We start from the raw sequence: 21,421 nt of genomic DNA, 5'->3' as shown, positions 1-21,421 counted from the left end.
GCGGCGCCTCACTTCTCCGTGTCCCGCTTCTCCGTTTCCCGTGTCTCCGTGCCCCCTTTCTCCGTGTCCTCCTTCTCCGTACCCCGTGGCCACACCGCGATCGCGACGAGCACCGCGGCCCAGACGGCGAGGGGAGTCAGGGGCCAGTAGAAGGTGAGCTCTCCCTTGGCGACGCAGCGCGCGCCCCAGATCGCGGAGAGGACGACGACTCCTCCGAGCCAGTACCGCCACTCGTCGAGCCACTCCCGCAGGTCCTTGCGGTCCTGCTCGCGGGCGCTGGGCCGGGGAGCGGGCAGGTCGGCGGTGAGCTCCTCCAGCTTTCCTCGCGTACGGGCCTCCAGCGTCCCGCGGGAACGCTCCGCGTGCTCCTGGGAGTCGAGTCGCCCCTGGCTCAGGGCGGCGGACAGCACCGCGAGGGCGGCGTCCCTGTCCTGGTCGGATACGCGCTGGGTGGATATGCGCTGGTCGGGCCTGCGCTGGCCGGGGTCGTGACGAGCGTCCACGACGGGCTCCTCCTGGTGCGGCGCCCGCGGCGCGAGCCCCGGGCGGCGAGCAATGGGAATACGACTGTATCCTAAAACCGAGGGCGGGGGAGACTGGACATTCGACGCAGACGGAAGCGGGAGCGCCCATGCCCAAGACGGTGGACCGGGACGAGCAGCGCCGGCAGATCGGCGCGGCGCTGCTGGACCTGGCGGCCGAGCACGGCCTGGACGAGGTGAGCGTCCGCACGGTGGCCGCGCGCAGCGGACGCTCCCTCGGGGCGGTCCAGAAGTACTTCCGCTCCAAGGACGACATGCTCACCTTCGCCGCCGAGCTGGCGGGCGAGCGCGCCGAGGAGCGGATGGCGGCCGTGGACCCGGAGCTGCCGCTGCGCGGCGCCCTGCGCGACCTGGTCCTCGCCACGCTGCCGGTGGACGCCGCGCGCCGCGCCGAGGCCGCGGCCCAACTCGCCTTCGCCACCCGCGCGGCGCACCACCCGGCGCTCGCCGCCGTGCGGCGCCGCGTCGACCAGGAGGTGAGGACCGCGCTCGCCGACTGGCTGTCCGCCGCGGGCCACACCGGCGCCGCGCACTCCCGCACCCGCGGCCTGGCCCTCGCCGACGCCGTGATCGCGCTCGCCGACGGCTTCGCGCTGCGGTTGCTGTACGCCCCCGACGAGCAGGAGGACCTGCTGCGCGCCCTGGACCACGCGCTGGACTCCCTGGTCGGCGACTGAACCGCCGCCGGCCCAGGCGGCGGGCGGCGGTTCAGGCTGCGGGTGCCACGAGGGTGTCGGCGAGTTTCGTGAGGCGCTTGACCATGCGCGCCGCCGTTGCGCCCTGCGCCGGCTCCACGCAGCGGTCGCACTCGTAGTAGGCGCCGTTGACGATCTCGGTGGCCGGGTCGCACAGCCGTGCCACATGCGCGGCGCCCTGCGCGGGGGTGCTGCCCCGGTGCGCGTACAGCGGCAGCAGCGCGGTGTCGCACACGCCCGGGTGCACCGAGACGGCGGTCACCCGCGGGTCGGCTGCGAAGACCGTGAGGGCGAGCTGGGACTGGGCGTACGAGGCGATGCGCGAGTAGCGGCGCGCGCGGTTCGGGTCGTCCCACTGGATCGAGGCGGTGCGGTGCAGCGAGGAGGAGACGTTGACGACGCGCCCGCCCGGTTCGCTGGTCAGGGCCTCCTCCAGCAGGCAGGTGAGCAGGTAGTGGGCGAGGAAGTTGACCTGGAAGGTCACCTCGTTGCCGTCGTCGGTCACGGTGTGCCGCTCCGGCGCGGCCATCGCCGCGTTGTTCACCAGCACGTCCAGGTGCGGGTGTTCGGTCCGTACGCGGTGTGCCAGCAGCTCCACCTCCTCGAACCGGGTGAAGTCGGCGGAGAACGCGCACAGCCGCTCGCCCTGGATGCCGTCAGGGCCGCTCCTGAGCGTGGAGACGGCGGCCCGCGCGTCCTCGGGGGTGCGGCCGTGCACCAGCACCGTGGCGCCGCGCTGGGCGAGTTGGCGCGCGGTCTGGTACCCGATGCCGGTGGTGGCGCCGGTCACCAGCACGGTGCGGCCCGAGAGCGAGGCGGGGGAGGGGGACGGGGCGGCGGACAGGGGCGAAGTGGACATGATTCCTTCCGGTGTTCCGGTGGTGGAGTGATACGGGAGAGACGCCGCGTACGTCTGGTGCGCGTCATATGCCCTGTACGTTTCGTACGCTGCGTGCGCGCCGGAGCCAAGACGCGCGGGCCGTTCTTGCCGGGCCCCTGACGGCACCTTGGCGCGGCCCTGACGGCCTTGCAGGAACGGCGGCTCACCCCAACCCCGGCACCCCGCTCACCACCAGGTCGATGAGCTTGATGCCGAGGAAGGGGAGGACCAGTCCGCCCAGGCCGAAGACGGCGAGGTTGCGGCGCAGGAGGGCGTGCGCCGACGAGGGCGCGTAGCGCACGCCGCGCAGGGCGAGCGGGATCAGGCACACGATGATCAGCGCGTTGAAGATGATCGCTGAGGTGATCGCCGACGTGGGGCTGTGCAGGCCCATCACGTTCAGGGAGCGCAGGCCCGGATAGGCGCCGGCGAACATCGCCGGGATGATCGCGAAGTACTTCGCCACGTCGTTGGTGATGGAGAAGGTCGTCAACGCGCCGCGCGTGATCAGGAGTTGCTTGCCGATCTCCACGATCTCGATGAGCTTGGTGGGGTTGGAGTCGAGGTCCACCATGTTCCCGGCCTCCTTGGCGGCCGAGGTGCCGGTGTTCATCGCGACGCCGACGTCGGCCTGGGCGAGGGCCGGGGCGTCGTTCGTACCGTCGCCCGTCATGGCCACCAGCCTTCCGCCCGCCTGTTCCCGCTGGAGCAGGGCGAGTTTGTCCTCGGGGGTGGCCTCGGCGAGGAAGTCGTCCACGCCCGCCTCCTCCGCGATGGCCTTCGCCGTCAGCGGGTTGTCACCGGTGATCATCACGGTGCGGATGCCCATCGCCCGCAGCTCGGCGAAGCGTTCGGCGATGCCCTCCTTGACCACGTCCTTGAGGTGCACGAGACCCAGCGCGCGCGGCCCCTCGGCGTCGTGCACCGCCACCAGCAGGGGAGTGCCGCCCGACGCGGCGACGGCGTTCGCGTACAGCCGTGCCTCGGGCGGTACGCGGCCGTGCCGGTCCTCCACCCAGGCGATCACCTGCGCCGCCGCACCCTTGCGCACCTGGATCCCGCTGCCGTCGCTCCAGCGCAGGTTCACCCCGCTCATCCGCGTACGGGCGCTGAACTCCACGAACTGCGCGTGCTCCAGCTCCCCGGGCGCCGGCTCGCGCAGCCCGAAGCGCTCCTTGGCCAGCACCACCACGGACCGGCCCTCGGGGGTCTCGTCGGACAGCGAGGCGAGCTGCGCGGCGTCGGCGAGGGGCAGTTCGCCGACGCCGGGCAGCGGTACGAAGGCGGAGGCGAGGCGGTTGCCGAGGGTGATGGTGCCGGTCTTGTCGAGCAGCAGGGTGTCGACGTTGCCCGCAGCCTCCACCGCACGGCCCGACAGCGCGATCACGTTGCGCTGCACGAGGCGGTCCATGCCCGCGATGCCGATCGCCGAGAGCAACGCGCCGATGGTCGTGGGGATCAGCGTCACCAGCAGGGCGACCAGCACGGTGGTGGACTGCGGCGCGCCCGCGTACTCAGCGAAGGGCTGCACGCTCACGACCACCAGCACGAAGACGAGAGTGAGCGCGGCGAGCAGGATGTTCAGGGCGATCTCGTTCGGGGTCTTCTGCCGGGCCGCGCCCTCCACCAGCGCGATCATCCGGTCCAGGAAGCTGCCGCCGGGGCGCGAGGTCACCCGCACCACGAGGTGGTCGGAGAGCACCGTCGTACCGCCGACCACGCCGCTGCGGTCGTCGCCCGACTCGCGGACGACGGGCGCCGATTCGCCGGTGACGGCCGACTCGTCCACCGCCGCCACGCCGTCCACGACCTCGCCGTCCGCGGGGATCACCTCGCCGGGGCCGACCAGCACCACGTCGAACGGCTGGAGTTCGGCTGCCCGGGCGCGCTCGGTCTCGGCGGTGCGCGGCTCGGTCCCCACGTGCCAGTGCTTCAGGCGCCGCGCGACGGTGCCCTTGCGCGTGCGGCGCAGCGACTCGGCCTGAGCGCGCCCGCGCCCCTCGGCGACCGCCTCCGCGAGGTTGGCGAAGATCACCGTCAGCCACAGCCACACGCCGACCACCCAGGTGAACACGGTCGGGTGCAGGAGCGCCGAGAGCGTCGTGAGCGCCGCTCCCACCGCCACCACGAACAGCACGGGGGTGCGCACCAGCGCCCGCGGCCGCAGCTTGTGCAGCGCCTCGGGGAAGGACCGTACGAGCTGTACGGGGTCGAAGAAGCCTCCCGGTGCGCGGCGCCGGTGACTGCCGCGGGGCGGTTTGCCGCCGGCACGTCGGTCGGTGGCAGGCCGGCCGGTGGCCGGGGAGCCGGTACGGGGGTCGCGTGGGGAGGCGCCTGGGGCTTGGGTGAGCATCAGCAGACCTTCTGGAGGGCCGGCTCCGCCGCGGGACGTCGGGGCGGCGGGCGGCGGGGAGCGGAATGTGACGCAAGCTTCCGCCGCCGCGCTCCGCCAGGCGGCCGCCTCAACGCGGCTCTGTCGCGGCTCTGACAGTTCCTTGGCGTGGCGGCTTCGGGGCACCGTGACGAGCGGGCGTACGGAGGCGCCGGCCCCCGCGCCAACGCCGCGTCAGCGATCCGGCGTTCCGCGTCAGGGAGGCGTCAGAAGTGGGTGCCGTCGGCGGTACACGGCCGCAAGCGGCGGCAGATTGAGCGGGAAGGCGGTGGCGCGATGCCTCCTCACCGCCGTCGCCACCGCCTTCACCGCCACCGTCTCGTCGTCGCTGCCTGAGGGAGCTGACCGCACATGACCGTCGAGCGCATCGTCGGGATCGTCATCGCCGCCTGCCTGATCGGCTACCTCGTACTGGCCCGCCGCTACCCCGAGAAGTTCTGAGCGCCGCCGGGAGCGGTACACCGCACGCGAAGGGCCCGGAGACAGCACGGCTGGCTCCGGGCCCTTCGCGTGGTGGTGCGGCCGTCGACGGCGCACGCAACAGGTCCGTGCGTCGGGCCGGGCATCAGCGTCGCGTGAAGAACGCCCCGCTCCGCGCGAAGAAGGCGCAAGGGCCGTACGGGAAGGGCGAGGGACTGGCGCAACGTGTGGCTGCCGCACCACATCCGTTCCCGGTGCGGAAGGCACCGCGAAGGAGTCCCGTTCCATGTCCGTTCCGACCACCCGGGCCGCCACCGACTCCGCCTCCGGGGCCGGAGAACCGCCCGATTCCCGGGAGTCCGGCACCCGCGAACCCGGCGCCACGCGGCCCGACGCCCCCGGCACCCCGGACCCCGGCGACCGCCACCGCCTCACCGCCCTCACCGGGCTCGCCGCGCTCTCGCTCGACGCGATGGCCTCCGTCGCGTACGGGCCCGAGGCGATCGTGCTGGTGCTGGCCGCCGCCGGGGCGCGCGGGCTCGGCTTCACGCTGCCCGTCACGCTCGCGATCGCCGCGCTGCTGGCCGTGCTGGTCGCCTCGTACCGCCAGGTCATCGCCGCCTTCCCGGACGGCGGCGGCAGTTACGCCGTCGCCAAGGCGCACCTCGGCCGCCGTACGAGCCTGGTGGCCGCCGCATCCCTGGTGCTGGACTACGTGCTCAACGTGGCCGTGGCGGTCACCGCCGGAGTCGCCGCGCTGACCTCCGCCGTCCCCGAGCTGTACGGGCAGCGGCTGTGGCTCTGCCTCGCGGTGCTCGTGCTGATCACCGGCGTGAACCTGCGCGGCATCGCCGACTCGGCGCGGCTCTTCGTCCTCCCCACCGCCGTCTTCGTCGCCTCGATCCTCGCGCTGATCGTGGCGGGGCTGCTGCGGGACGGCCCTGCCAGCACCGAGGCCGCCGCGGGGCACGCCTCCGTACTCGCCGGAAACGCCACGACCGTGGGCGCCCTGCTGCTGCTCAGGGCCTTCGCCTCGGGATGCTCGGCGCTCACCGGGGTCGAGGCGATCGCGAACGCGGTGCCCGCCTTCCGCGCACCGCGTGCCCGCCGCGCGCAGCGCGCCGAGGTCGCGCTCGGCGCCGTACTGGCCGTGATGCTGACCGGGCTCGCCGTGCTGATCTCCCGCTTCGGCCTCCAGCCGGTGGAGGGCGTCACCGTCCTCGCGCAGCTCGCGGATGCCTCCCTCGGGCACGGACTGGGCTTCTACGTGGTCCAGTTCGCGACCATGGTGCTGCTGGCGCTCTCCGCGAACACCTCGTTCGGCGGGCTCCCGGTCCTGCTCAAGCTGCTGGCCGGGGACAACTGCCTGCCGCACGTCTTCGCCCTCAAGGCCGACCGCCAGGTGCACCGGCACGGCGTCCTGGCCCTGGCCGCCGTCTCGGCGGCGCTGCTGGTCTTCTCCGGCGGCGACACCAACACGCTGGTGCCGCTCTTCGCCATCGGCGTCTTCGTCGGCTTCACGCTCGCGCAGGCCGGCATGGTCGTGCACTGGTACGGGGTACGCGGACCCAAGTGGCGCGGCAAGGCGGCGCTGAACGGGCTGGGAGCCGTGCTCACCGGTGTGGCGGCGATCGTGGTGACGGCCACCAAGTTCCACGACGGCGCCTGGCTGATCGTCATCGCGCTGCCGGTGATCGTGCTCGTCTTCGAGACCGTGCGCCGCGCCTACACGCGCATCGGCGAGGGCCTCGGCCTGGGCCGGATACCCGAACTCCCGCGCCGCGAGCGCTCCCTGGTCATCGTGCCCGTCGCCGCGCTCTCGCGGCTCACCAGCGAGGCGCTGACGGCCGCCGCCTCGCTGGGCGGCGAGGTGCGCGCGGTGACCGTCTGCCCGCCGGACGCCGAGGACCGTACGCGGACCGAGGCACTGGAACGGGACTGGGCCCTGTGGAACCCGGGCGTCCCCCTCACCCGCATCCCTGCCGGCCACCGCGCGTTGGGCAGGACCGTAGCGGCCCACGTACGCGAACTGGCGGCGGCCGACCCCGGCGTACGCGTGACAGTCCTGATCCCCGAGATCGACCCGCCCCGGGTATGGCAACGCATCTTGCAGAACCAGCGCGGCGCCTTGGTGGCCCACGCAGTACGCCGAGACACATCTGCCGCAATCTGCCGCTTCCGCCTCCCCCTCCCGCCCACCTAGGTGTGGGCGTGCGTTCCGCTAGGGGCGGAACGGGCGGGCACACCGGAACCGCCAGCCGCGAGGCCCACCCCACCCCGCACCCAACGCATGCGCTCGCAGCGGTCGTTCACGACACTGCACCCCGCACCCCGCCCCACACACCCCGCCGCTTCACCCCCGCAAGCTTCGCCGGATTCCGCACCGCATAGAGCCCCGTGACAACCCCACCCTCGACCCGCACAGCCAACACCGCATCGACCTCCCCACCCACCCGAAGAATCAACGCCGGCCCCCCGTTCACCTGCGCAGCCTCCACCGCCATCACATCCCCGATCCGCCCCAGCACACCGACCACCTGAGCAGCCCCCACAACAGGCTTCAGCGCAGCCCGTACAACCCCGCCCCCATCCGTCAGCAGCACGACATCCGGCGCGAGGATCTCGAGGAGCCGCTGCACATCCCCCGTCTCGACCGCCCGTTGAAAGGCCGCGACGGCTTGCCGCGTCTCGGCGGCCGAGGCGGCGATCCGCGGCCGCCGGGCCGCGACATGGGCCCGCGCCCGGTGCGCGATCTGCCGCGCGGCGGCCGGGCTCTTGCCGACGGCCTCGGCGATCTCGTCGTACCCGAGCGCGAACACCTCGCGCAGCACGAACACAGCGCGCTCGGCCGGCGCAAGGGTCTCCAGCACCAGCAGCATCGCCATCGAGACGCTGTCCGCCAGCTCGACGTCCTCGGCCACGTCGGGCGCGGTCAACAGCGGTTCGGGCAGCCAGGGGCCGACGTAGGACTCCCTGCGCCGGCCGAGCGCGCGAAGCTGCGTCAGCGCCTGCCGCGTGGTGATCCTGACCAGGTAGGCGCGCTGGTCACGCACGGTGCCGGGGTCCACGCGAGCCCACCGCAGCCAGGTCTCCTGCAGCACGTCCTCGGCGTCGGCGGCCGAGCCGAGCATCTCGTAGGCGACGCTGAACAGCAGGTTGCGGTGGGCGACGAACGCCCGGGTGACGCCGTCCATGACGTCGCCCTTCCCCTCGCTCGTCCCCTCGCCCGTGGTGCGGTCGTCCATCGTCGGCTCCTGTCCGCTCGCCCGTACGGCGCCTCGTACGTCCCGTACCGCGCCGTACAACGGACGCCGCGTACGGCCGCTTTGTGACACCGACGGTGGTGACGCACGCCACATCGCCGTGCCGTCACACGGAGCGGCCCGTCGGCATCTTGTGTTCGTCCGGCGCGGCTGCACGCAGCACTCACCCTCGCGAGCCGCGCGACATACACGAATCACGAGTGAGGACGACGTCATGGAACCTCGGTTCAACCTCTTCGAGAGCCCGACCGCCGCGAAGGTCGCCAAGCGCTTCTACAACACCTCGCTGGCGCTGGAGGGTTCGGCGCTGCCGAAGTCCGTGCAGGAACTGGTCTCGCTGCGGGTCGGCCAGCTCAACGGCTGCGGCCTCTGCGTCGACGCGCACACCAAGGAGGCCGCGGCCGCCGGCGAATCCGCGCTCCGCCTCCACCTGGTGGCCGCCTGGCGGCACACCACCGTGTTCACCGAGGCGGAGCGCGCCGCGCTGGCGCTCACCGAGGAGGGCACCAGGCTCGGCGACCACGGCGTGTCCGACGAGACCTGGGCGCGGGTGCGCGAGCACTTCGACGACGACCAGGTCGGCGCGCTGGTCTGCCTGGTCGCCCTCGTCAACGCGGCCACCAGGATGAACGTGATCGTGCACAACCTCGGGGGCGCGTACGAGCCCGGGATGTTCGCCGCGGCGACGAACTGACCGGCACACGGGGGCCGGCGACCGGGTGCTGTGGCCGAAGGGCGCAACGGACGCAACGGACGTCAGGGAGTCGTCAAGGCCGCACCCCGGGGCATCAGGGACGTATCAAGGGCGCGTTCGGGAGCGTCGGCCGGCTGTTTCCTCAAGGAGTCAACCGACCTACGTCTCCCGGGGGTTCGCGATGGCCGATCTGGCCTTCGTCGTCGCCACCATCGCCGTGTTCGCGCTGGTGGCTCTCGTCGCCAAGGGGGTCACGAAGCTGTGACCGCCGAGAACGTCATCGGCCTCGTGGTGGCCCTGGCCCTGCTGGGGTACCTGATCGCCGCCCTCGTGTTCCCCGAGAGGTTCTGATCCCGACATGAGTCCGTTCCTTGCCGGGGTCCTGCAACTCCTCGCCCTGATCGGAGCCCTGGCGCTGTGCCACCGTCCCCTCGGCGACTACATGGCGCGGGTGTACGGCTCGGCCAGACACCTGCGCGCCGAGAAGTGGATCTACAAGGCCGTCGGCGCCGACCCCGACGCGCAGATGCGCTGGCCCGCCTACCTGCGCGGGGTGCTCGCCTTCTCCTTCGCCTGCGTGCTGCTGCTGTACGCGATGCAGCGCCTGCAGGGCAGCCTGCCCGGGTCGCTGGGCTTCTCCTCCATCGACCCGGACCAGGCGTTCAACACCGCCGCCTCCTTCGTCTCCAACACCAACTGGCAGTCGTACTCCGGCGAACAGGCCATGGGCCACGTCGTGCAGACGGCCGGCCTGGCGGTGCAGAACTTCGTGTCCGCCGCCGTCGGCATGGCCGTCGCCATCGCCCTCGTACGGGGCTTCGCGCGCTCGCGCTCCGGCGAACTGGGCAACTTCTGGGCCGACCTGGTGCGCGGCACCTTCCGCATCCTCCTGCCCATCGCGGTGATCGGCGCGATCGTCCTGGTGGCCTGCGGCGCCCTCCAGAACTTCGCCGGCATCCACGAGGTCGGGCGGTTCATGGGCGGCACGCAGCAGACCAACGGCGGCGCCGTGGCCTCGCAGGAGGTCATCAAGGAGCTGGGCACCAACGGCGGCGGTTACTTCAACGCCAACTCGGCCCACCCCTTCGAGAACCCGAACGCCTTCACCAACCTCTTCGAGATCTTCCTGATCCTGCTCATTCCCTTCTCGCTGACCCGCACCTTCGGCGTACTGGTCGGCAGCGTGAAGCAGGGCTACGCGATCCTCGCCACGATGGTCACCATCTGGCTGGGCTTCGTCCTGCTGATGTGGGCCACCGAATTCGCCCACCACGGGCCCGCGCTGGAGCTCGCGGGCGGCTCGATGGAAGGCAAGGAGACCCGCTTCGGCGTCGGCGCCTCCTCGATCTTCGCGGTGTCCACCACCCTCACCTCGACCGGCGCGGTGGACTCCTTCCACTCCTCCTATACGGGGCTGGGCGGCGGCATCACCCTGCTCGGCATGATGCTCGGCGAGATCGCGCCGGGCGGCGTGGGCTCGGGCCTGTACGGGATGCTGGTGATGGCGATCATCGCGGTGTTCATCGCGGGCCTGATGGTGGGCCGCACGCCCGAGTACCTGGGCAAGAAGATCGGCACCCGCGAGATCAAGCTCGCGGCCTGCTACATCCTCATCACCCCCGCGCTGGTGCTGTGCTTCACCGCGGCCGCCATGGCGCTGCCCACACCGGCCCACTCGATGACCAACTCCGGCGCGCACGGTTTCTCCGAGGTGCTGTACGCCTATACCTCGGGCTCCAACAACAACGGCTCCGCCTTCGCCGGACTCAACGCCGACACCCAGTGGTTCAACACCACGATCGGGCTCGCCATGCTGCTGGGCCGCTTCCTGCCCATGGTGTTCCTGCTCGCGCTGGCCGGTTCCCTCGCCGAGCAGAAGCCGGTCCCCGCGACCGCGGGCACGCTGCGTACGGAGAAACCGCTGTTCGCCGGGATGCTCGTCGGCACGATCGTGATCATCACCGGGCTGACGTTCTTCCCCGCGCTCGCGCTGGGGCCGCTCGCCGAGGGGCTGGCCTCATGACCACCGACACACGGAAACACGAGGAACACGAGGGCGCCATGTCCACCGTCACTCCGACCCGGGCGCCCCACCAGGACGCACCGAGCGGCAACCACCCCGAGGGACGCGTCGGCGCGGGGATCTTCCAACCCCGCCAGTTGCTCCAGTCCCTGCCGGACGCGTTCCGCAAGCTGCATCCGCGCACCATGGCGAAGTCGCCGGTCATGTTCGTGGTCGAGATCGGCTCCGTCCTCACCACGGCCTTCGCCTGCGCCGACCCGGGCGACTGGTTCGGCTGGGTGATCACCGCGTGGCTGTGGCTGACGGTGCTGTTCGCCAACCTGGCGGAGGCCGTCGCGGAGGGCCGTGGGAAGGCGCAGGCGGACACGCTGCGCAAGGCGAAGACCGACAGCGTGGCCCGCAAGCTGGTGGACGGCGAGGAACACCGCGTACCCGGCACCGAGTTGTCCATCGGAGATCTGGTGGTCTGCGAGGCCGGCGATGTCATCCCCGGCGACGGCGACGTCGTCGAGGGCGTGGCCTCGGTGGACGAGTCGGCGATCACGGGCGAATCGGCGCCGGTGATCCGGGAGTCGGGCGGTGACCGCTCGGCGGTGACCGGCGGCACCAAGGTCCTCTCTGACCGGATCGTCGTGCGGATCACGACCAGGCCGGGCGAGACCTTCATCGACCGCATGATCGGCCTGGTGGAGGGTGCAGCGCGCCAGAAGACGCCCAACGAGGTGGCGCTGAACATCCTGCTCGCCTCGCTCACCATCATCTTCCTGATGGCGGTCGTCACGCTCCAGCCCTTCGCGGTGTACGCGGGCGCCCGCCAGACGATGGTCGTGCTGGTGGCCCTGCTGGTCTGCCTCATTCCGACCACCATCGGCGCCCTGCTGTCCGCGATCGGCATCGCGGGCATGGACCGCCTCGTGCAGCGCAACGTGCTCGCGATGTCCGGCCGCGCGGTGGAAGCGGCGGGCGATGTGTCCACGCTCCTGCTGGACAAGACCGGCACGATCACGCTGGGCAACCGCCAGGCCGCCGAGTTCGTGTCCGTACGAGGTGTCACGGCCGCCGAGGTCGCGGACGCCGCGCAGCTCTCCTCCCTGGCCGACGAGACCCCCGAGGGGCGGTCCGTCGTCGTCCTGGCCAAGGAGGAGTACGGCCTCCGGGAGCGGAACGAGGGCGAGCTGGAGGGCGCCGAGTGGGTGCCCTTCACCGCGCAGACCCGCATGTCCGGTGTGGACGTGGACGGGGTCAAGGTCCGCAAGGGCGCGGCCGGTTCGGTGATCACCTGGGTGCGGGAGCAGGGCGGCGAGGTCGCCGAGGACGCCGACGGGCTGGCCAACGCGATCTCCGAGGCGGGCGGTACGCCGTTGCTGGTGGCCCGCGAGGACGACCGGGGAGCCCGCGTCCTGGGCGTCATCCACCTCAAGGACGTGGTCAAGGAGGGCATGCGCGAACGCTTCGCCGAGCTGCGCAAGATGGGCATCAAGACCGTGATGATCACCGGCGACAACCCGCTGACGGCGCGCGCCATCGCCGATGAGGCGGGCGTGGACGACTTCCTCGCCGAGGCCACGCCCGAGGACAAGATGGCCCTCATCCGCAGCGAACAGGCGGGCGGAAAGCTCGTGGCCATGACCGGCGACGGCACCAACGACGCCCCGGCCCTCGCGCAGGCGGATGTGGGTGTCGCGATGAACACCGGGACCTCGGCCGCCAAGGAGGCCGGGAACATGGTGGACCTGGACTCCAACCCCACCAAGCTGATCGAGATCGTGGAGATCGGCAAGCAACTGCTCATCACCCGCGGCGCGTTGACGACCTTCTCCATCGCCAATGACGTGGCGAAGTACTTCGCGATCATCCCGGCGATGTTCGCGGTGGCCTACCCGGGGCTGGACAAGCTCAACATCATGCACCTGGCCTCGCCGCAGTCCGCGATCCTCGCGGCCGTCATCTTCAACGCGCTGATCATCGTGGCCCTGGTGCCGCTCGCCCTGCGCGGGGTGCGCTACCGGCCGCTGAGCGCCGACAAGATGCTGCGCCGGAATCTCGGGCTGTACGGATTCGGCGGGCTGATCGCGCCGTTCCTCGGCATCAAGCTCATCGACCTGCTCCTGTCCCTCGTCCCTGGCATCGGGTGACCCTCATGAACACATCCATGGCCAACGCCGCCCGGCTGCTGGGCGCCGGCTTCCGGGCCATCCTCGTCCTCACCGTGCTGACCGGGGTCCTCTACCCGCTGCTGGTCACCGGCGTCGCCCAGGGCCTCTTCTCCCATCAGGCGAACGGTTCCGAGATCAAGGCCGACGGCAGGAGCGCCGGCTCCGAACTCATCGGCCAGCGCTACGACCTGCCGCTGAAGAGGGGGCAGAAGACGGCGGAACCCGACCTGCGGTGGTTCCAGCCGCGCCCGTCGGACGGCCTGGGCAGCAACCGGGAGAACGGCGTCAACACCCGGTACGACCTGCAGGTCTCCGGAGCCACCAACCTCTCGGCCGACAACAGGGAGCTGATCAGGGCGGTCAGGGAGGCCAAGGCCGCGGTGATCGAGGACAACTCCACGCCCGGCCACAAGGTCAGGCCGCAGGACGTGCCGCCCGACGCCGTCACCTCCTCGGGGTCGGGGCTCGACCCGCACATCTCCCCGCAGTACGCGCGCTTGCAGGCCCACCGCGTCGCCGAGCGCAACCACCTGAGCACCGCCGTGGTGGACAGGCTGATCGCGCGGCACACCGACGGACGGCTGCTGGGCTTCATGGGCGAGCCGCGGGTCAACGTCCTCCAACTCAACCTGGCCCTCAGGGAGGTCAGGGCAGGGGACCGGGGCTGACCGTGCGGACAGGGCTCCTCGACGGCGGACCGGGGCGCGGCGCGCGAGCTCCGGTCCACCGGTGTGCGTACGTCGCGGGCCGCCTTCGCGCGCACCGGAGCCCGCGGGCGCCGGCCCGCCTCAGCCGCGTACCCCCTCCGTACCGGCTCGTCCGCACCCCTCACCGCAGGAAGGCGTTCCGATGACCCGCGTGCTCGTGGTCGCGCACGAACCGCAGCTCGTCCGCTCCCTGGAGGCGGGCCTGACCTCCCGCAACTACGGGGTCGACACGGCGCACGAGGAGGACGCGGCGCTGCGGCTCGTGGCGGCGCGCGACCCGGACGCCGTCCTGCTGGACCTGTGCCTCGGCGGCGTACACGAACTCGCCCTGCTGCGGGCCCTGCGCGGCCGCACCCCCGCGCCGCTCCTCGCCATCTCCGCGCGCCACGAGCCGGAGGAGCTGGCCGAGGTGCTGGACGCGGGCGCCGACGACCACCTGGCCCGCAGCTTCAGCATGGTCGAACTCCTCGCCAGGCTGCGGGCCGCGATGCGGCGCTGCGCGCCCGTGGTGGCCGGGCGCCCGGCCACGGTCACGACCGACGCGTTCACGGTCGACCTGGCCGCCCGCAAGATCCACCGCGGCGGCCGCCCCGTACGCCTCACCCCGACCGAATGGCATGTGCTGGAGGCCCTGCTGCGCACCCCAGGACTGCTGGTCAGCAGGCAGCAGCTTCTGGAGGAGGTGTGGGGGAGCGGCCACCACGACAAGACCAACTACCTGCGCGTCTACATGGCCCAACTCCGCCACAAACTGGAGCGGGACCCCGCACATCCCCGCCATCTGATCACCGAGCCGGGGATGGGGTATCGGTTCGAGTTGTGAGTGGTGGGGTGTGACCGGCGGACCGCGGGCGTCATGCGTACGTCTCGCGTGGCCGGATCCGGCGGCGCTGTGCGCAGGGCCTGGGACAGTGGCCCTGGGAACTGAGGCTCTGGGGCAGGGCGTGTGCATAAGGCGTGATCGGTGCAACGGGGCCTGCCTCACCGACCGTTGAGAGGGTGCGGCTATGGGACATGCGGATTCCGTCGAGTCGATGGAGCAGCTTGCCGTGGCGTGGCGGGCCATGGTGCTCGACCGTGACCCGGACGCGGATGTGCGGGAGCTTCCGGGGATCGCCATGCGCTGGGCCGACGTACGGTTCGCCTTCTGGAACTGCCTCACGCTGACCGAGGACGGCGCGGACGCGGCGCTCCTGGAGCAGCGACTGCATCAGGCGGCGGACATCATGCGCGCGAAGAAGTACCCGGGGTTCCTCTGGCTCTTCGAAGACCTCCTCGACGAGGAGGCCCGCGCCGCGCTGGGCCCGGCGGCCGAACGGGCGGGGCTCGCCCACGCCTTCTCCGGCGCCGGAATGGCGGGCGACCTGCTGCCCCTGCCCGAACCCTCCCACCCCGAGCTGACGTTCGCGCGCGTGACCACGGACGAACAGCTCCAGGCGTTCGCGGACATCAACTCGCGCGCGTACGGGTTCGCGTTGGAGGACGGCCGGGACGGGCTCGTGGGCTCCGCCCTGTGGAAAGGCGGGCAGGTGCATGCCTATCTGGGCGTGCGGGACGACGGTACGCCGGTGACCTGCGCCGCGACGGTGGAGGCCGTGGGCCGCCTGTTCGCGATGTTCGTCGCCACGGACCCGGAGTGGGAACGCAGGGGGTACGCGGAGGCGGTCACGCGCAAGGCGTTGTACGAGGGCGCCCACGCCACGGGCCTGACCCGCGCGACTCTGCACGCGACCGCCGCCGGAGCCCCGGTCTACCCGCGCATCGGCTTCGTACCGAACACCCCGATCCACTTCTACGGCCTGCCGGACTGAGGCCGGCCGCGGCGCAGTTGCACGTCACGTGCGCGGAGTGGTCCTCCGTGCGCTGGGCGCGTGCGGCGGGCCGTTGCTGACCGCTTCGGCGATTCGCGGCCCGGCGTCAGATGTGCCGATGCCCCCACCGCGGACCGACCACGGCCCACTCCCGTTCCCACGCCTCCAGCCTTACGCGATCGAGGGAACGGCGCAGTGCCCAGCGCACCGTCGACAGCAGGACCGCGGCCGCGGTGGTGCCGATCAGGCCGCCTGTGATGGCGGCGTCCCGTACGTCCTGCGGCGACAGCGGGGGTGCCGCCGGGCGGTCCTCGCGGGTGAGCCACACCGGTACCGAGGTGCCCTTGGTGTGGTCGGGCGCGACCTGTACGTCGCCCGTGTGGGGCCGACCGTCGGCGCCCCTCCACCGCGCGCGGGCCGTCATGGCGTCGACCGTCCCGTCGCCCTGCCCCAGCGAGGACTTGGGGGAGTCCTCGAGCAGTACGCCGGTCACGCGGTGGCGTTCGTGCAGCTCGACGTGCCGGGTACCGTTCCGTACCTCGTACGCGAGGAGGCCCGTGGCCGCGCCCGCCGCCGGAGCGCCGAGTACGAGGGCGAGCCCCATCAGCAGCCCCAGCCAGGCGTCCCGCACATCCACGCGCCGCCGCAACGGACTCCGCCGCCACCGCCACCTCCACCCGGTCCCGCGCATGAGGCCCCTCCCTTCTCCCTTCTCCAAGTTCCTCGCGCGAAGCGCCTGGCAGCAGGGGCCGGGCGGCCGTCGCGGAGGGGCGGTACGGGGCAGCGGCGGGGCTGTTGGGCCTCGTAGGCACCCGTACGTTCGTCCCCGCGCGGGTCGTACGGGGAATCGCGCGGTGCCTGGCGTGGCCGCATCACCCAACGCTCGTCGCCCTCGTGCTGATCGCGCTGGCCGTGGCGCAACTGCTGCCGCACAGGCCGGGCCGCAGGACCCGGCGCGCGGCGGTCACGCTGACGCGGAACGCGCGCACCATGCTGACCACGTGGATCCTGGTGGTCGTGCCGCTGGTGGTGGTGAACCTGGCGTACGGGCTGTGGAAGCTCCCCCTGTTCCTCGCCACGGATGTCCGCTCCCTCACGACCCAGGCGCAGTCCCTCGTACGCGGAGTCGAGGCGGGCGCCGTAGGGACCTCGGCCGTCGGCCTCCTCGGCCTGGTCCTGCTCGTCTTCCCGCTGGTCGGGCTGGGCTTCCTGGTGTTGAGGTCGTGCCGCGCGCTGTTGCGGCGGGTGCGGCCCAGGGATGCGGAAGAGCGTCCCGGGCCGCGGCAGGGCGTCGGGTCATGCCGCTGTTCCGGTCGCGGGCACCGGGGGTGCGTGCAGGAGGTGCAGCACGCCCCGGTGGGTGATCCAGCCGACGATGCGCGCCCGGTCGTGGTCGAGTACCGGAACCCCGGCGCCGGGGGCGGTGACCAGCGCGTGCAGGGCTCCCGACAGGGGCATGTCGGCGGTGACGTGCGGGGGCGGGGCCGCCAAGTCGCCCGCGCTCGTGGGCGGTTGGCCGTCGGGGCCCGGGGCGTCGGCGAGGGCCTGGGCCACGGTGCGGGAGGTGAGCGTGCCCAGGTAGCGGTCGTCGGCGTCCAGGACGGGCAGCACGCCGTGCGGGGACAGGCTCAGCCGCCGGGCGGCCTCGGCCAACGGGGCCCGCGCGCGCAGGGGTTCGGGCGGCTCCTCCATGGTGTCGCCCACCGTGCGGCCGCCGAGCTTCGCGGCGGAAGCGGAAGCAGGGGCGGGCGCGCGCAGGTCGATGCCGCGGCGGCGCAGCTTGAGCGTGTAGATGGTGTCGCGGGAGAGCAGGCGGCTGGTGAGGGTGGCGGTCACGATCGCCAGCATCATGGGCAGGATGATCGAGTACTGCCCGGTGAGCTCGAAGAGGATCACCACGGCCGTGATCGGCGCGCGGGACGAGCCGGCGAAGACCGCACCCATGCCGACCAGCGCGTACGCACCGGCCGCCCCGGCGCTGCCCGGCAGCAGCGCGTGCGTGCCGATCCCGTACGCGGCCCCCAGCATCGCGCCGATGAACAGGCTCGGCGCGAACACGCCGCCCGAACCGCCGATCCCGATCGTCAGGCTGGTCGCGAGGATCTTGCCCGCGATGAGCAGGAGGAGGAAGAGGGCGGTGTAGTCGCCCTCGGTGGCCTTCTCCAGTACGGGGTAGCCGACGCCGTACATCTGCGGCAGCGCGAGCAGCAGCAGCCCCAGCAGGATTCCGCCGGCGGCGGGGCGCAGCCATTCGGGGCCGCGCCAGGCCCAGTCGCAGGCGTCCTCGATCCAGTACAGGACGCGGGTGAAGCCGACGCCGAGCGCGCCGGCGGCGATGCCGAGCAGCGCGAACAGCGGGTACTGCACGAGGTGGTCGACGTGGAAGGGCGGCAGGGTGAGGAAGGCGGTGTCGCCGAAGGCGGCCCGGCCGATCACGCTGGCGGCGACGCTCGCGAGCACCACGGCGCCGAACGCCTCGACGGCGAAGCTGTCGAGGATGAGCTCCATGGCGAAGAACACCCCGGCCAGCGGGGCGTTGAAGGTCGCGGCGATCCCGCCGGCCGCGCCGCAGGCCACCAGCAGCCGCATGCGTCCCTCGGCCACCTTGGCCACCCGGCCCAGGGACGAGCCGAGCGCGGAACCGATCTGCACGATCGGCCCCTCGCGGCCCACGGAACCGCCCGAGCCGATGCACAGCGCCGAGGCCAGCGCCTTGACGACGGACACGCTGGGCTTGATCCGCCCGCCGCGCTGGGCGACCGCGAGCATCACCTCGGGTACGCCGTGTCCGCGCGCCTCCTTGGCGAAGCGGTCCACCAGCGGGCCGTAGAGCAGTCCGCCGACGACGGGTGCGAGGACGACGAAGGAGATGCCCAGCCAGGGCAGGTGGGGGTGCGGCGCGTGTCCGGCCCCCGCGTAGTCGGCGTGCCCGGAGAAGAGCCGCGTACAGGTCTCGATCAGCCAGCGGAAGGCGATCGAACCGAGGCCGGCACCGGCCCCGATGAGGAGCGCCAGTACGGCCAGGCCCCACCAGTCCTCGCGCAGTCCGGCGAGCAGTCTCCCCGGCCCTGGCCGGGGCGGCAGTGCGCGGTCCGGCGGGTCGGCGGCGGGTTGTGCGGCGGTACTGGCGGGCTCCGTACGGGGCATGGGAACTTCCTTTCGCGCTCCCTTGCATTATGCAAAGATTGTCAAGGGGGTGCGGGGGCGGGGTACAAAGGAGCGATGAGCGAGCATGCGGGGCCCGGGCGGGACACGGAGCGCGTCGGCGCAGGTGACGTCGACGCGAGCGCCGTCGATGCGGACGCCGTGGCCGGGAAAGATGTCGATGCGGAGGACGTCGATGCGGAGGACGTCGACGCGGTGACCGGCGCCGTCCTCACCGCGTCCCGGCTGCTGGTCGCGGTCTCCGCCCGTTCGCTCGCCGCGGTGCAGGACCGGGTGACGCTGCCCCAGTTCCGGCTGCTGGTGGTGCTCTCGCAGCGTGAGCACGCCAAGCTCACCGAGCTGGCCGGGCTGCTCGGGGTCAACCCCTCGACCGCGATGCGGATGATGTCCAGGCTCACCGCGGCCGGCCTCACCGACCAGCAGGTCAACCCCGGCAACCGGCGCGAGCGGCTGCTGCGCCTCACCGACGCGGGCCGCCGCATCGTGGAGGAGGTCACCGCCCGGCGCCGGGCGGAGATCGCCGCGGTGGTCGAGCGCATGCCGGCGGCGCAGCGCGGCGCGCTCGTCGGGGCGCTGACCGCCTTCTCCGAGGCGGGCGGCGAGATGCCGGCGCCGGGCGACGGGCGCGATCTGTATCCGCTGGGGTGGGACGACCCGGCCACGCAGCAGGCCGACTGAGACGCTTGCCGTACGTGGGGCTCCTACTGCTCCTTGAGGTACACCGTGCGGCCGCTGTCGTCCGCGAGCCACAGGCGCTTGTCGCCGCCCAGCAGGGGCACGTTGCCGTAACCGAGGTCGCCCGAACCGGGGTTGACGGCCACGGTGACGTTCTCCAGGCACCAGGTGTCCCGGGGGTCGCGCGGGCCGAAGCGTACGTAGACGGGGAAGTGCGCCAGGTCGCCGGTGCTCAGCGGCGGCGTGCGGGGGTCGTTGCCCGCCGGGTTGAGCGCGTTGGAGCCCGCGCCGAGGACGAAGGTGCGGGTCATGCCGCGCGCGAAGTCGTCCACCCCGCTCTCCAGCGTGAACTCGCGCCCGCAGATGCCCAGATGCACGCCGCCGTGCGTGTCGGCGCCCTCTCTGTCCGCCGTGGACACGGTGGCCGTGATGGTGGTGATGCGCACGGCGCGCCCCCTTCCCGGCTGCGGTGTTACGCCGCCTCGATCCGTGGCCCGTGGCCCGTGGTCCCTGCTCCGTGGTCCGTGGGGGAGAGCGAAGGTGCCGTCCCGTCTCCAGTACAGCGCGCCGGGGGTGCGGGCAGGTGGGTCGACCGGCCGTATCGTGGGGCCGTTCGGGCACTCCGCGGTGCGCCTCATGCGCGGGTGCGTCTGCGGTGGAGCAGTACGGCGGCGAGGCGGGGCAGGAGGCGACCGGGTGCGGGCGCCCGACGGTGCCCGGCGGTGTTCACCGATGCGCGGCCAGCACTGCCGCGAGGCCCTCCCGCAGATCGCTGACGAAGAACTCGGGGACCTCCAGCGAGGGGAAGTGCCCTCCGGCTTCGGGCTCGCGCCATCGGACGATCTGCCGGTACCGCTCCCGCGCCCAGGGGCGCGGGCACTTCTCGACGTCGCGGGGATACATGGTGAGCGCCGACGGGACGTCGACCCGGAGCTCGGGGTCGAGCGCGTTGTGGCTCTCGTAGTAGATGCGGGCCGCCGACGCGCCGGTCCGCGTCAGCCAGTACAGGGTGACGTTGTCCAGGACGCGGTCCATGGACATCCTCTCGAACGGGCTGTCCTCGGTGTCCGACCACTCGGCGAACTTGTCGAGGATCCAGGCGAGAAGGCCGACCGGCGAGTCGACCAGCGCATAGCCGGTGGTCTGCGGCCGGGACGCCTGCTGTTTCGCGTACGCGGCACGGCGTGCCCAGAAGTCGCGGGTGTCCTCGGCCCACCGGCGCTCCTCCGCGGTCAGCCCGTCGGTCGTCAGCCCGGGCGGCCCCTCAGCGAACGTCGTGTGGATGCCGAGGACGTGCGCCGGGAACCTGCCGCCGAGAACGGTGGTGATGTTGCCGCCCCAGTCGCCGCCGTGGGCCGCGAACCTGTCGTAGCCGAGCCGTCCCATCAGCTCCACCCATGCGGCCGCGGTCTTCTCGGTGCCCCAGCCGGTGGTGGCCGGCCTGTCGCTGTAGCCGAAGCCCGGCAGCGAGGGGACGACGACGTGGAACGCGGGTGCCTCCTCATCCGCCGGATCCGCCAACTCGTCCACCGCGTCGATGAACCGGACGACGCTGTCCGGCCAGCCGTGCGTCAGGAGCAGGGGAGTGGCGTCCTCGCGCGGGGACCGGCGGTGCAGGAAGTGGATCCCCAGGCCGTCGATGGCGGTGCGGAACTGGCCGGTTCGGTTGAGGCGCTCTTCGAAGGGGCGCCAGTCGTAGCCGGTGCGCCAGTGGTCCACGACCTCGACGAGGTCGGCGAGGGGTACGCCCTGATCCCACCGGCGAGGGCCGGGCCCGGCGCCACGGACCGTCTCGGCCTCCGGCAGCCGCGCGGCGGCCAGTCGTACGCGCAGGTCGTCGAGGTCGGCGTCCGTCGCGCGGGCTTCAAAGGCTTGCACGTCGCTGAACTGACGGGGCATGAGGCCTCCTGGCCGTCGTGGTACCGGCCACGACCCATCGCGAACCGGCTAAGACGGTTCTAGCAGTTCTCCGGGTCACCCGGCAACCGGCTAAGGTGG

20 protein-coding genes are annotated in these 21,421 nt (G+C 72.3%); 11 read left to right on the top strand and 9 right to left on the bottom strand.

Annotation, left to right across the window (positions count from 1 at the left end; genetic code table 11):
• Nucleotides 1-8: 8 nt before the first annotated feature.
• Entirely contained in the window at nucleotides 9-503 is a 495-nt protein-coding gene (locus tag ABEE00_RS21430; RefSeq protein WP_345747218.1) for a DUF1707 SHOCT-like domain-containing protein, read from the bottom strand.
• Nucleotides 504-631: 128 nt separating this feature from the next.
• On the opposite strand from ABEE00_RS21430, the gene ABEE00_RS21425 reads away from it, so the two are divergent.
• A complete protein-coding gene (locus ABEE00_RS21425) occupies nucleotides 632-1,219 on the top strand; it encodes a TetR/AcrR family transcriptional regulator (protein WP_345747217.1) in 588 nt (195 codons plus the stop codon).
• 31 nt (nucleotides 1,220-1,250) lie between these two features.
• Here the strand turns inward: ABEE00_RS21425 and ABEE00_RS21420 are convergent, their stop codons facing one another.
• Nucleotides 1,251-2,096 carry an SDR family NAD(P)-dependent oxidoreductase gene (locus ABEE00_RS21420; protein ID WP_345747216.1) on the bottom strand — a complete coding sequence of 282 codons (846 nt, stop codon included), beginning with the start codon at nucleotides 2,094-2,096 and terminating at the stop codon, nucleotides 1,251-1,253.
• Between the two features lie 184 nt (nucleotides 2,097-2,280).
• A complete protein-coding gene (gene kdpB / locus ABEE00_RS21415) occupies nucleotides 2,281-4,470 on the bottom strand; it encodes a potassium-transporting ATPase subunit KdpB (RefSeq protein ID WP_345747215.1) in 2,190 nt (729 codons plus the stop codon).
• Between the two features lie 390 nt (nucleotides 4,471-4,860).
• On the opposite strand from kdpB (ABEE00_RS21415), the gene ABEE00_RS21410 reads away from it, so the two are divergent.
• The gene (locus tag ABEE00_RS21410; protein ID WP_345747214.1) at nucleotides 4,861-4,950 is read left to right on the top strand and encodes a K(+)-transporting ATPase subunit F; all 90 of its coding nucleotides are present in this window, start codon (nucleotides 4,861-4,863) and stop codon (nucleotides 4,948-4,950) included.
• 265 nt (nucleotides 4,951-5,215) lie between these two features.
• Nucleotides 5,216-7,132, top strand: a complete 1,917-nt coding sequence (locus ABEE00_RS21405) for an APC family permease (RefSeq protein WP_345747213.1) — start codon at nucleotides 5,216-5,218, stop codon at nucleotides 7,130-7,132.
• A gap of 106 nt (nucleotides 7,133-7,238) precedes the next feature.
• Here the strand turns inward: ABEE00_RS21405 and ABEE00_RS21400 are convergent, their stop codons facing one another.
• On the bottom strand, nucleotides 7,239-8,174 hold the full coding sequence (locus ABEE00_RS21400) for an RNA polymerase sigma-70 factor (RefSeq protein WP_451918632.1): 936 nt from the start codon (nucleotides 8,172-8,174) through the stop codon (nucleotides 7,239-7,241).
• A gap of 232 nt (nucleotides 8,175-8,406) precedes the next feature.
• Here ABEE00_RS21400 and ABEE00_RS21395 point away from each other — a divergent pair, with 232 nt between their 5' ends.
• The 7 genes from ABEE00_RS21395 (at nucleotide 8,407) to ABEE00_RS21365 (ending at nucleotide 15,583) form a co-directional block, all read left to right on the top strand.
• Complete coding sequence (locus tag ABEE00_RS21395; RefSeq protein ID WP_345747212.1) at nucleotides 8,407-8,886, top strand: carboxymuconolactone decarboxylase family protein; 480 nt, start codon at nucleotides 8,407-8,409, stop codon at nucleotides 8,884-8,886.
• 261 nt (nucleotides 8,887-9,147) lie between these two features.
• Nucleotides 9,148-9,237, top strand: coding sequence for a K(+)-transporting ATPase subunit F (gene kdpF, locus ABEE00_RS21390; protein ID WP_345747211.1), 90 nt, complete (start codon nucleotides 9,148-9,150; stop codon nucleotides 9,235-9,237).
• A gap of 7 nt (nucleotides 9,238-9,244) precedes the next feature.
• On the top strand, nucleotides 9,245-10,909 hold the full coding sequence (gene kdpA, locus ABEE00_RS21385) for a potassium-transporting ATPase subunit KdpA (protein ID WP_345747210.1): 1,665 nt from the start codon (nucleotides 9,245-9,247) through the stop codon (nucleotides 10,907-10,909).
• Complete coding sequence (gene kdpB / locus ABEE00_RS21380) at nucleotides 10,906-13,044, top strand: potassium-transporting ATPase subunit KdpB (protein WP_345747209.1); 2,139 nt, start codon at nucleotides 10,906-10,908, stop codon at nucleotides 13,042-13,044. Before kdpA ends, kdpB (ABEE00_RS21380) begins: the two co-directional genes overlap by 4 nt.
• Before the next feature lie 5 nt (nucleotides 13,045-13,049).
• On the top strand, nucleotides 13,050-13,733 hold the full coding sequence (locus ABEE00_RS21375) for a potassium-transporting ATPase subunit C (protein WP_345747208.1): 684 nt from the start codon (nucleotides 13,050-13,052) through the stop codon (nucleotides 13,731-13,733).
• Between the two features lie 181 nt (nucleotides 13,734-13,914).
• Nucleotides 13,915-14,595, top strand: a complete 681-nt coding sequence (locus ABEE00_RS21370) for a winged helix-turn-helix domain-containing protein (protein WP_345747207.1) — start codon at nucleotides 13,915-13,917, stop codon at nucleotides 14,593-14,595.
• A gap of 184 nt (nucleotides 14,596-14,779) precedes the next feature.
• Nucleotides 14,780-15,583 carry a GNAT family N-acetyltransferase gene (locus tag ABEE00_RS21365; protein WP_345747206.1) on the top strand — a complete coding sequence of 268 codons (804 nt, stop codon included), beginning with the start codon at nucleotides 14,780-14,782 and terminating at the stop codon, nucleotides 15,581-15,583.
• 106 nt (nucleotides 15,584-15,689) lie between these two features.
• On the opposite strand, the gene ABEE00_RS21360 is transcribed toward ABEE00_RS21365, so the two are convergent.
• The 3 genes from ABEE00_RS21360 to ABEE00_RS21350 form a co-directional block, all read right to left on the bottom strand.
• Entirely contained in the window at nucleotides 15,690-16,274 is a 585-nt protein-coding gene (locus ABEE00_RS21360) for an Rv1733c family protein (protein ID WP_345747205.1), read from the bottom strand.
• A 181-nt stretch (nucleotides 16,275-16,455) separates the two neighbouring features.
• On the bottom strand, nucleotides 16,456-16,662 hold the full coding sequence (locus tag ABEE00_RS21355; RefSeq protein ID WP_345747204.1) for a hypothetical protein: 207 nt from the start codon (nucleotides 16,660-16,662) through the stop codon (nucleotides 16,456-16,458).
• A gap of 217 nt (nucleotides 16,663-16,879) precedes the next feature.
• Nucleotides 16,880-18,730 carry a chloride channel protein gene (locus ABEE00_RS21350; protein ID WP_345747203.1) on the bottom strand — a complete coding sequence of 617 codons (1,851 nt, stop codon included), beginning with the start codon at nucleotides 18,728-18,730 and terminating at the stop codon, nucleotides 16,880-16,882.
• Nucleotides 18,731-18,805: 75 nt separating this feature from the next.
• Between ABEE00_RS21350 and ABEE00_RS21345 the strand changes: the two genes are divergently transcribed.
• Nucleotides 18,806-19,426 carry a MarR family winged helix-turn-helix transcriptional regulator gene (locus tag ABEE00_RS21345; RefSeq protein WP_345747202.1) on the top strand — a complete coding sequence of 207 codons (621 nt, stop codon included), beginning with the start codon at nucleotides 18,806-18,808 and terminating at the stop codon, nucleotides 19,424-19,426.
• Between the two features lie 23 nt (nucleotides 19,427-19,449).
• Here the strand turns inward: ABEE00_RS21345 and ABEE00_RS21340 are convergent, their stop codons facing one another.
• Together ABEE00_RS21340 and ABEE00_RS21335 are read right to left on the bottom strand one after the other, a co-directional pair.
• A complete protein-coding gene (locus ABEE00_RS21340; RefSeq protein ID WP_345747201.1) occupies nucleotides 19,450-19,869 on the bottom strand; it encodes a hypothetical protein in 420 nt (139 codons plus the stop codon).
• A 280-nt stretch (nucleotides 19,870-20,149) separates the two neighbouring features.
• Entirely contained in the window at nucleotides 20,150-21,322 is a 1,173-nt protein-coding gene (locus tag ABEE00_RS21335; RefSeq protein WP_345747200.1) for an epoxide hydrolase family protein, read from the bottom strand.
• Between the last annotated feature and the right edge of the window lie 99 nt (nucleotides 21,323-21,421).

This window comes from Streptomyces odontomachicola (assembly GCF_039605595.1).
GTDB lineage: Bacteria > Actinomycetota > Actinomycetes > Streptomycetales > Streptomycetaceae > Streptomyces.
Note: the sequence above shows the minus strand (reverse complement) of the source record. Positions and strands in the feature narration are given on the sequence as shown.

Bases quoted from the DNA above. Each gene is read 5' to 3' on its own strand.
- ABEE00_RS21425 (WP_345747217.1), top strand. From the start codon at position 632: ATGCCCAAGACGGTGGACCGGGACGAGCAGCGCCGGCAGATCGGCGCG.
- ABEE00_RS21420 (WP_345747216.1), bottom strand. From the start codon at position 2,096: ATGTCCACTTCGCCCCTGTCCGCCGCCCCGTCCCCCTCCCCCGCCTCG.
- kdpB (WP_345747215.1), bottom strand. From the start codon at position 4,470: ATGCTCACCCAAGCCCCAGGCGCCTCCCCACGCGACCCCCGTACCGGC.
- ABEE00_RS21410 (WP_345747214.1), top strand. From the start codon at position 4,861: ATGACCGTCGAGCGCATCGTCGGGATCGTCATCGCCGCCTGCCTGATC.
- ABEE00_RS21405 (WP_345747213.1), top strand. From the start codon at position 5,216: ATGTCCGTTCCGACCACCCGGGCCGCCACCGACTCCGCCTCCGGGGCC.
- ABEE00_RS21400 (WP_451918632.1), bottom strand. From the start codon at position 8,174: ATGGACGACCGCACCACGGGCGAGGGGACGAGCGAGGGGAAGGGCGAC.
- ABEE00_RS21395 (WP_345747212.1), top strand. From the start codon at position 8,407: ATGGAACCTCGGTTCAACCTCTTCGAGAGCCCGACCGCCGCGAAGGTC.
- kdpA (WP_345747210.1), top strand. From the start codon at position 9,245: ATGAGTCCGTTCCTTGCCGGGGTCCTGCAACTCCTCGCCCTGATCGGA.
- kdpB (WP_345747209.1), top strand. From the start codon at position 10,906: ATGACCACCGACACACGGAAACACGAGGAACACGAGGGCGCCATGTCC.
- ABEE00_RS21375 (WP_345747208.1), top strand. From the start codon at position 13,050: ATGAACACATCCATGGCCAACGCCGCCCGGCTGCTGGGCGCCGGCTTC.
- ABEE00_RS21370 (WP_345747207.1), top strand. From the start codon at position 13,915: ATGACCCGCGTGCTCGTGGTCGCGCACGAACCGCAGCTCGTCCGCTCC.
- ABEE00_RS21365 (WP_345747206.1), top strand. From the start codon at position 14,780: ATGGGACATGCGGATTCCGTCGAGTCGATGGAGCAGCTTGCCGTGGCG.
- ABEE00_RS21360 (WP_345747205.1), bottom strand. From the start codon at position 16,274: ATGCGCGGGACCGGGTGGAGGTGGCGGTGGCGGCGGAGTCCGTTGCGG.
- ABEE00_RS21350 (WP_345747203.1), bottom strand. From the start codon at position 18,730: ATGCCCCGTACGGAGCCCGCCAGTACCGCCGCACAACCCGCCGCCGAC.
- ABEE00_RS21345 (WP_345747202.1), top strand. From the start codon at position 18,806: ATGAGCGAGCATGCGGGGCCCGGGCGGGACACGGAGCGCGTCGGCGCA.
- ABEE00_RS21335 (WP_345747200.1), bottom strand. From the start codon at position 21,322: ATGCCCCGTCAGTTCAGCGACGTGCAAGCCTTTGAAGCCCGCGCGACG.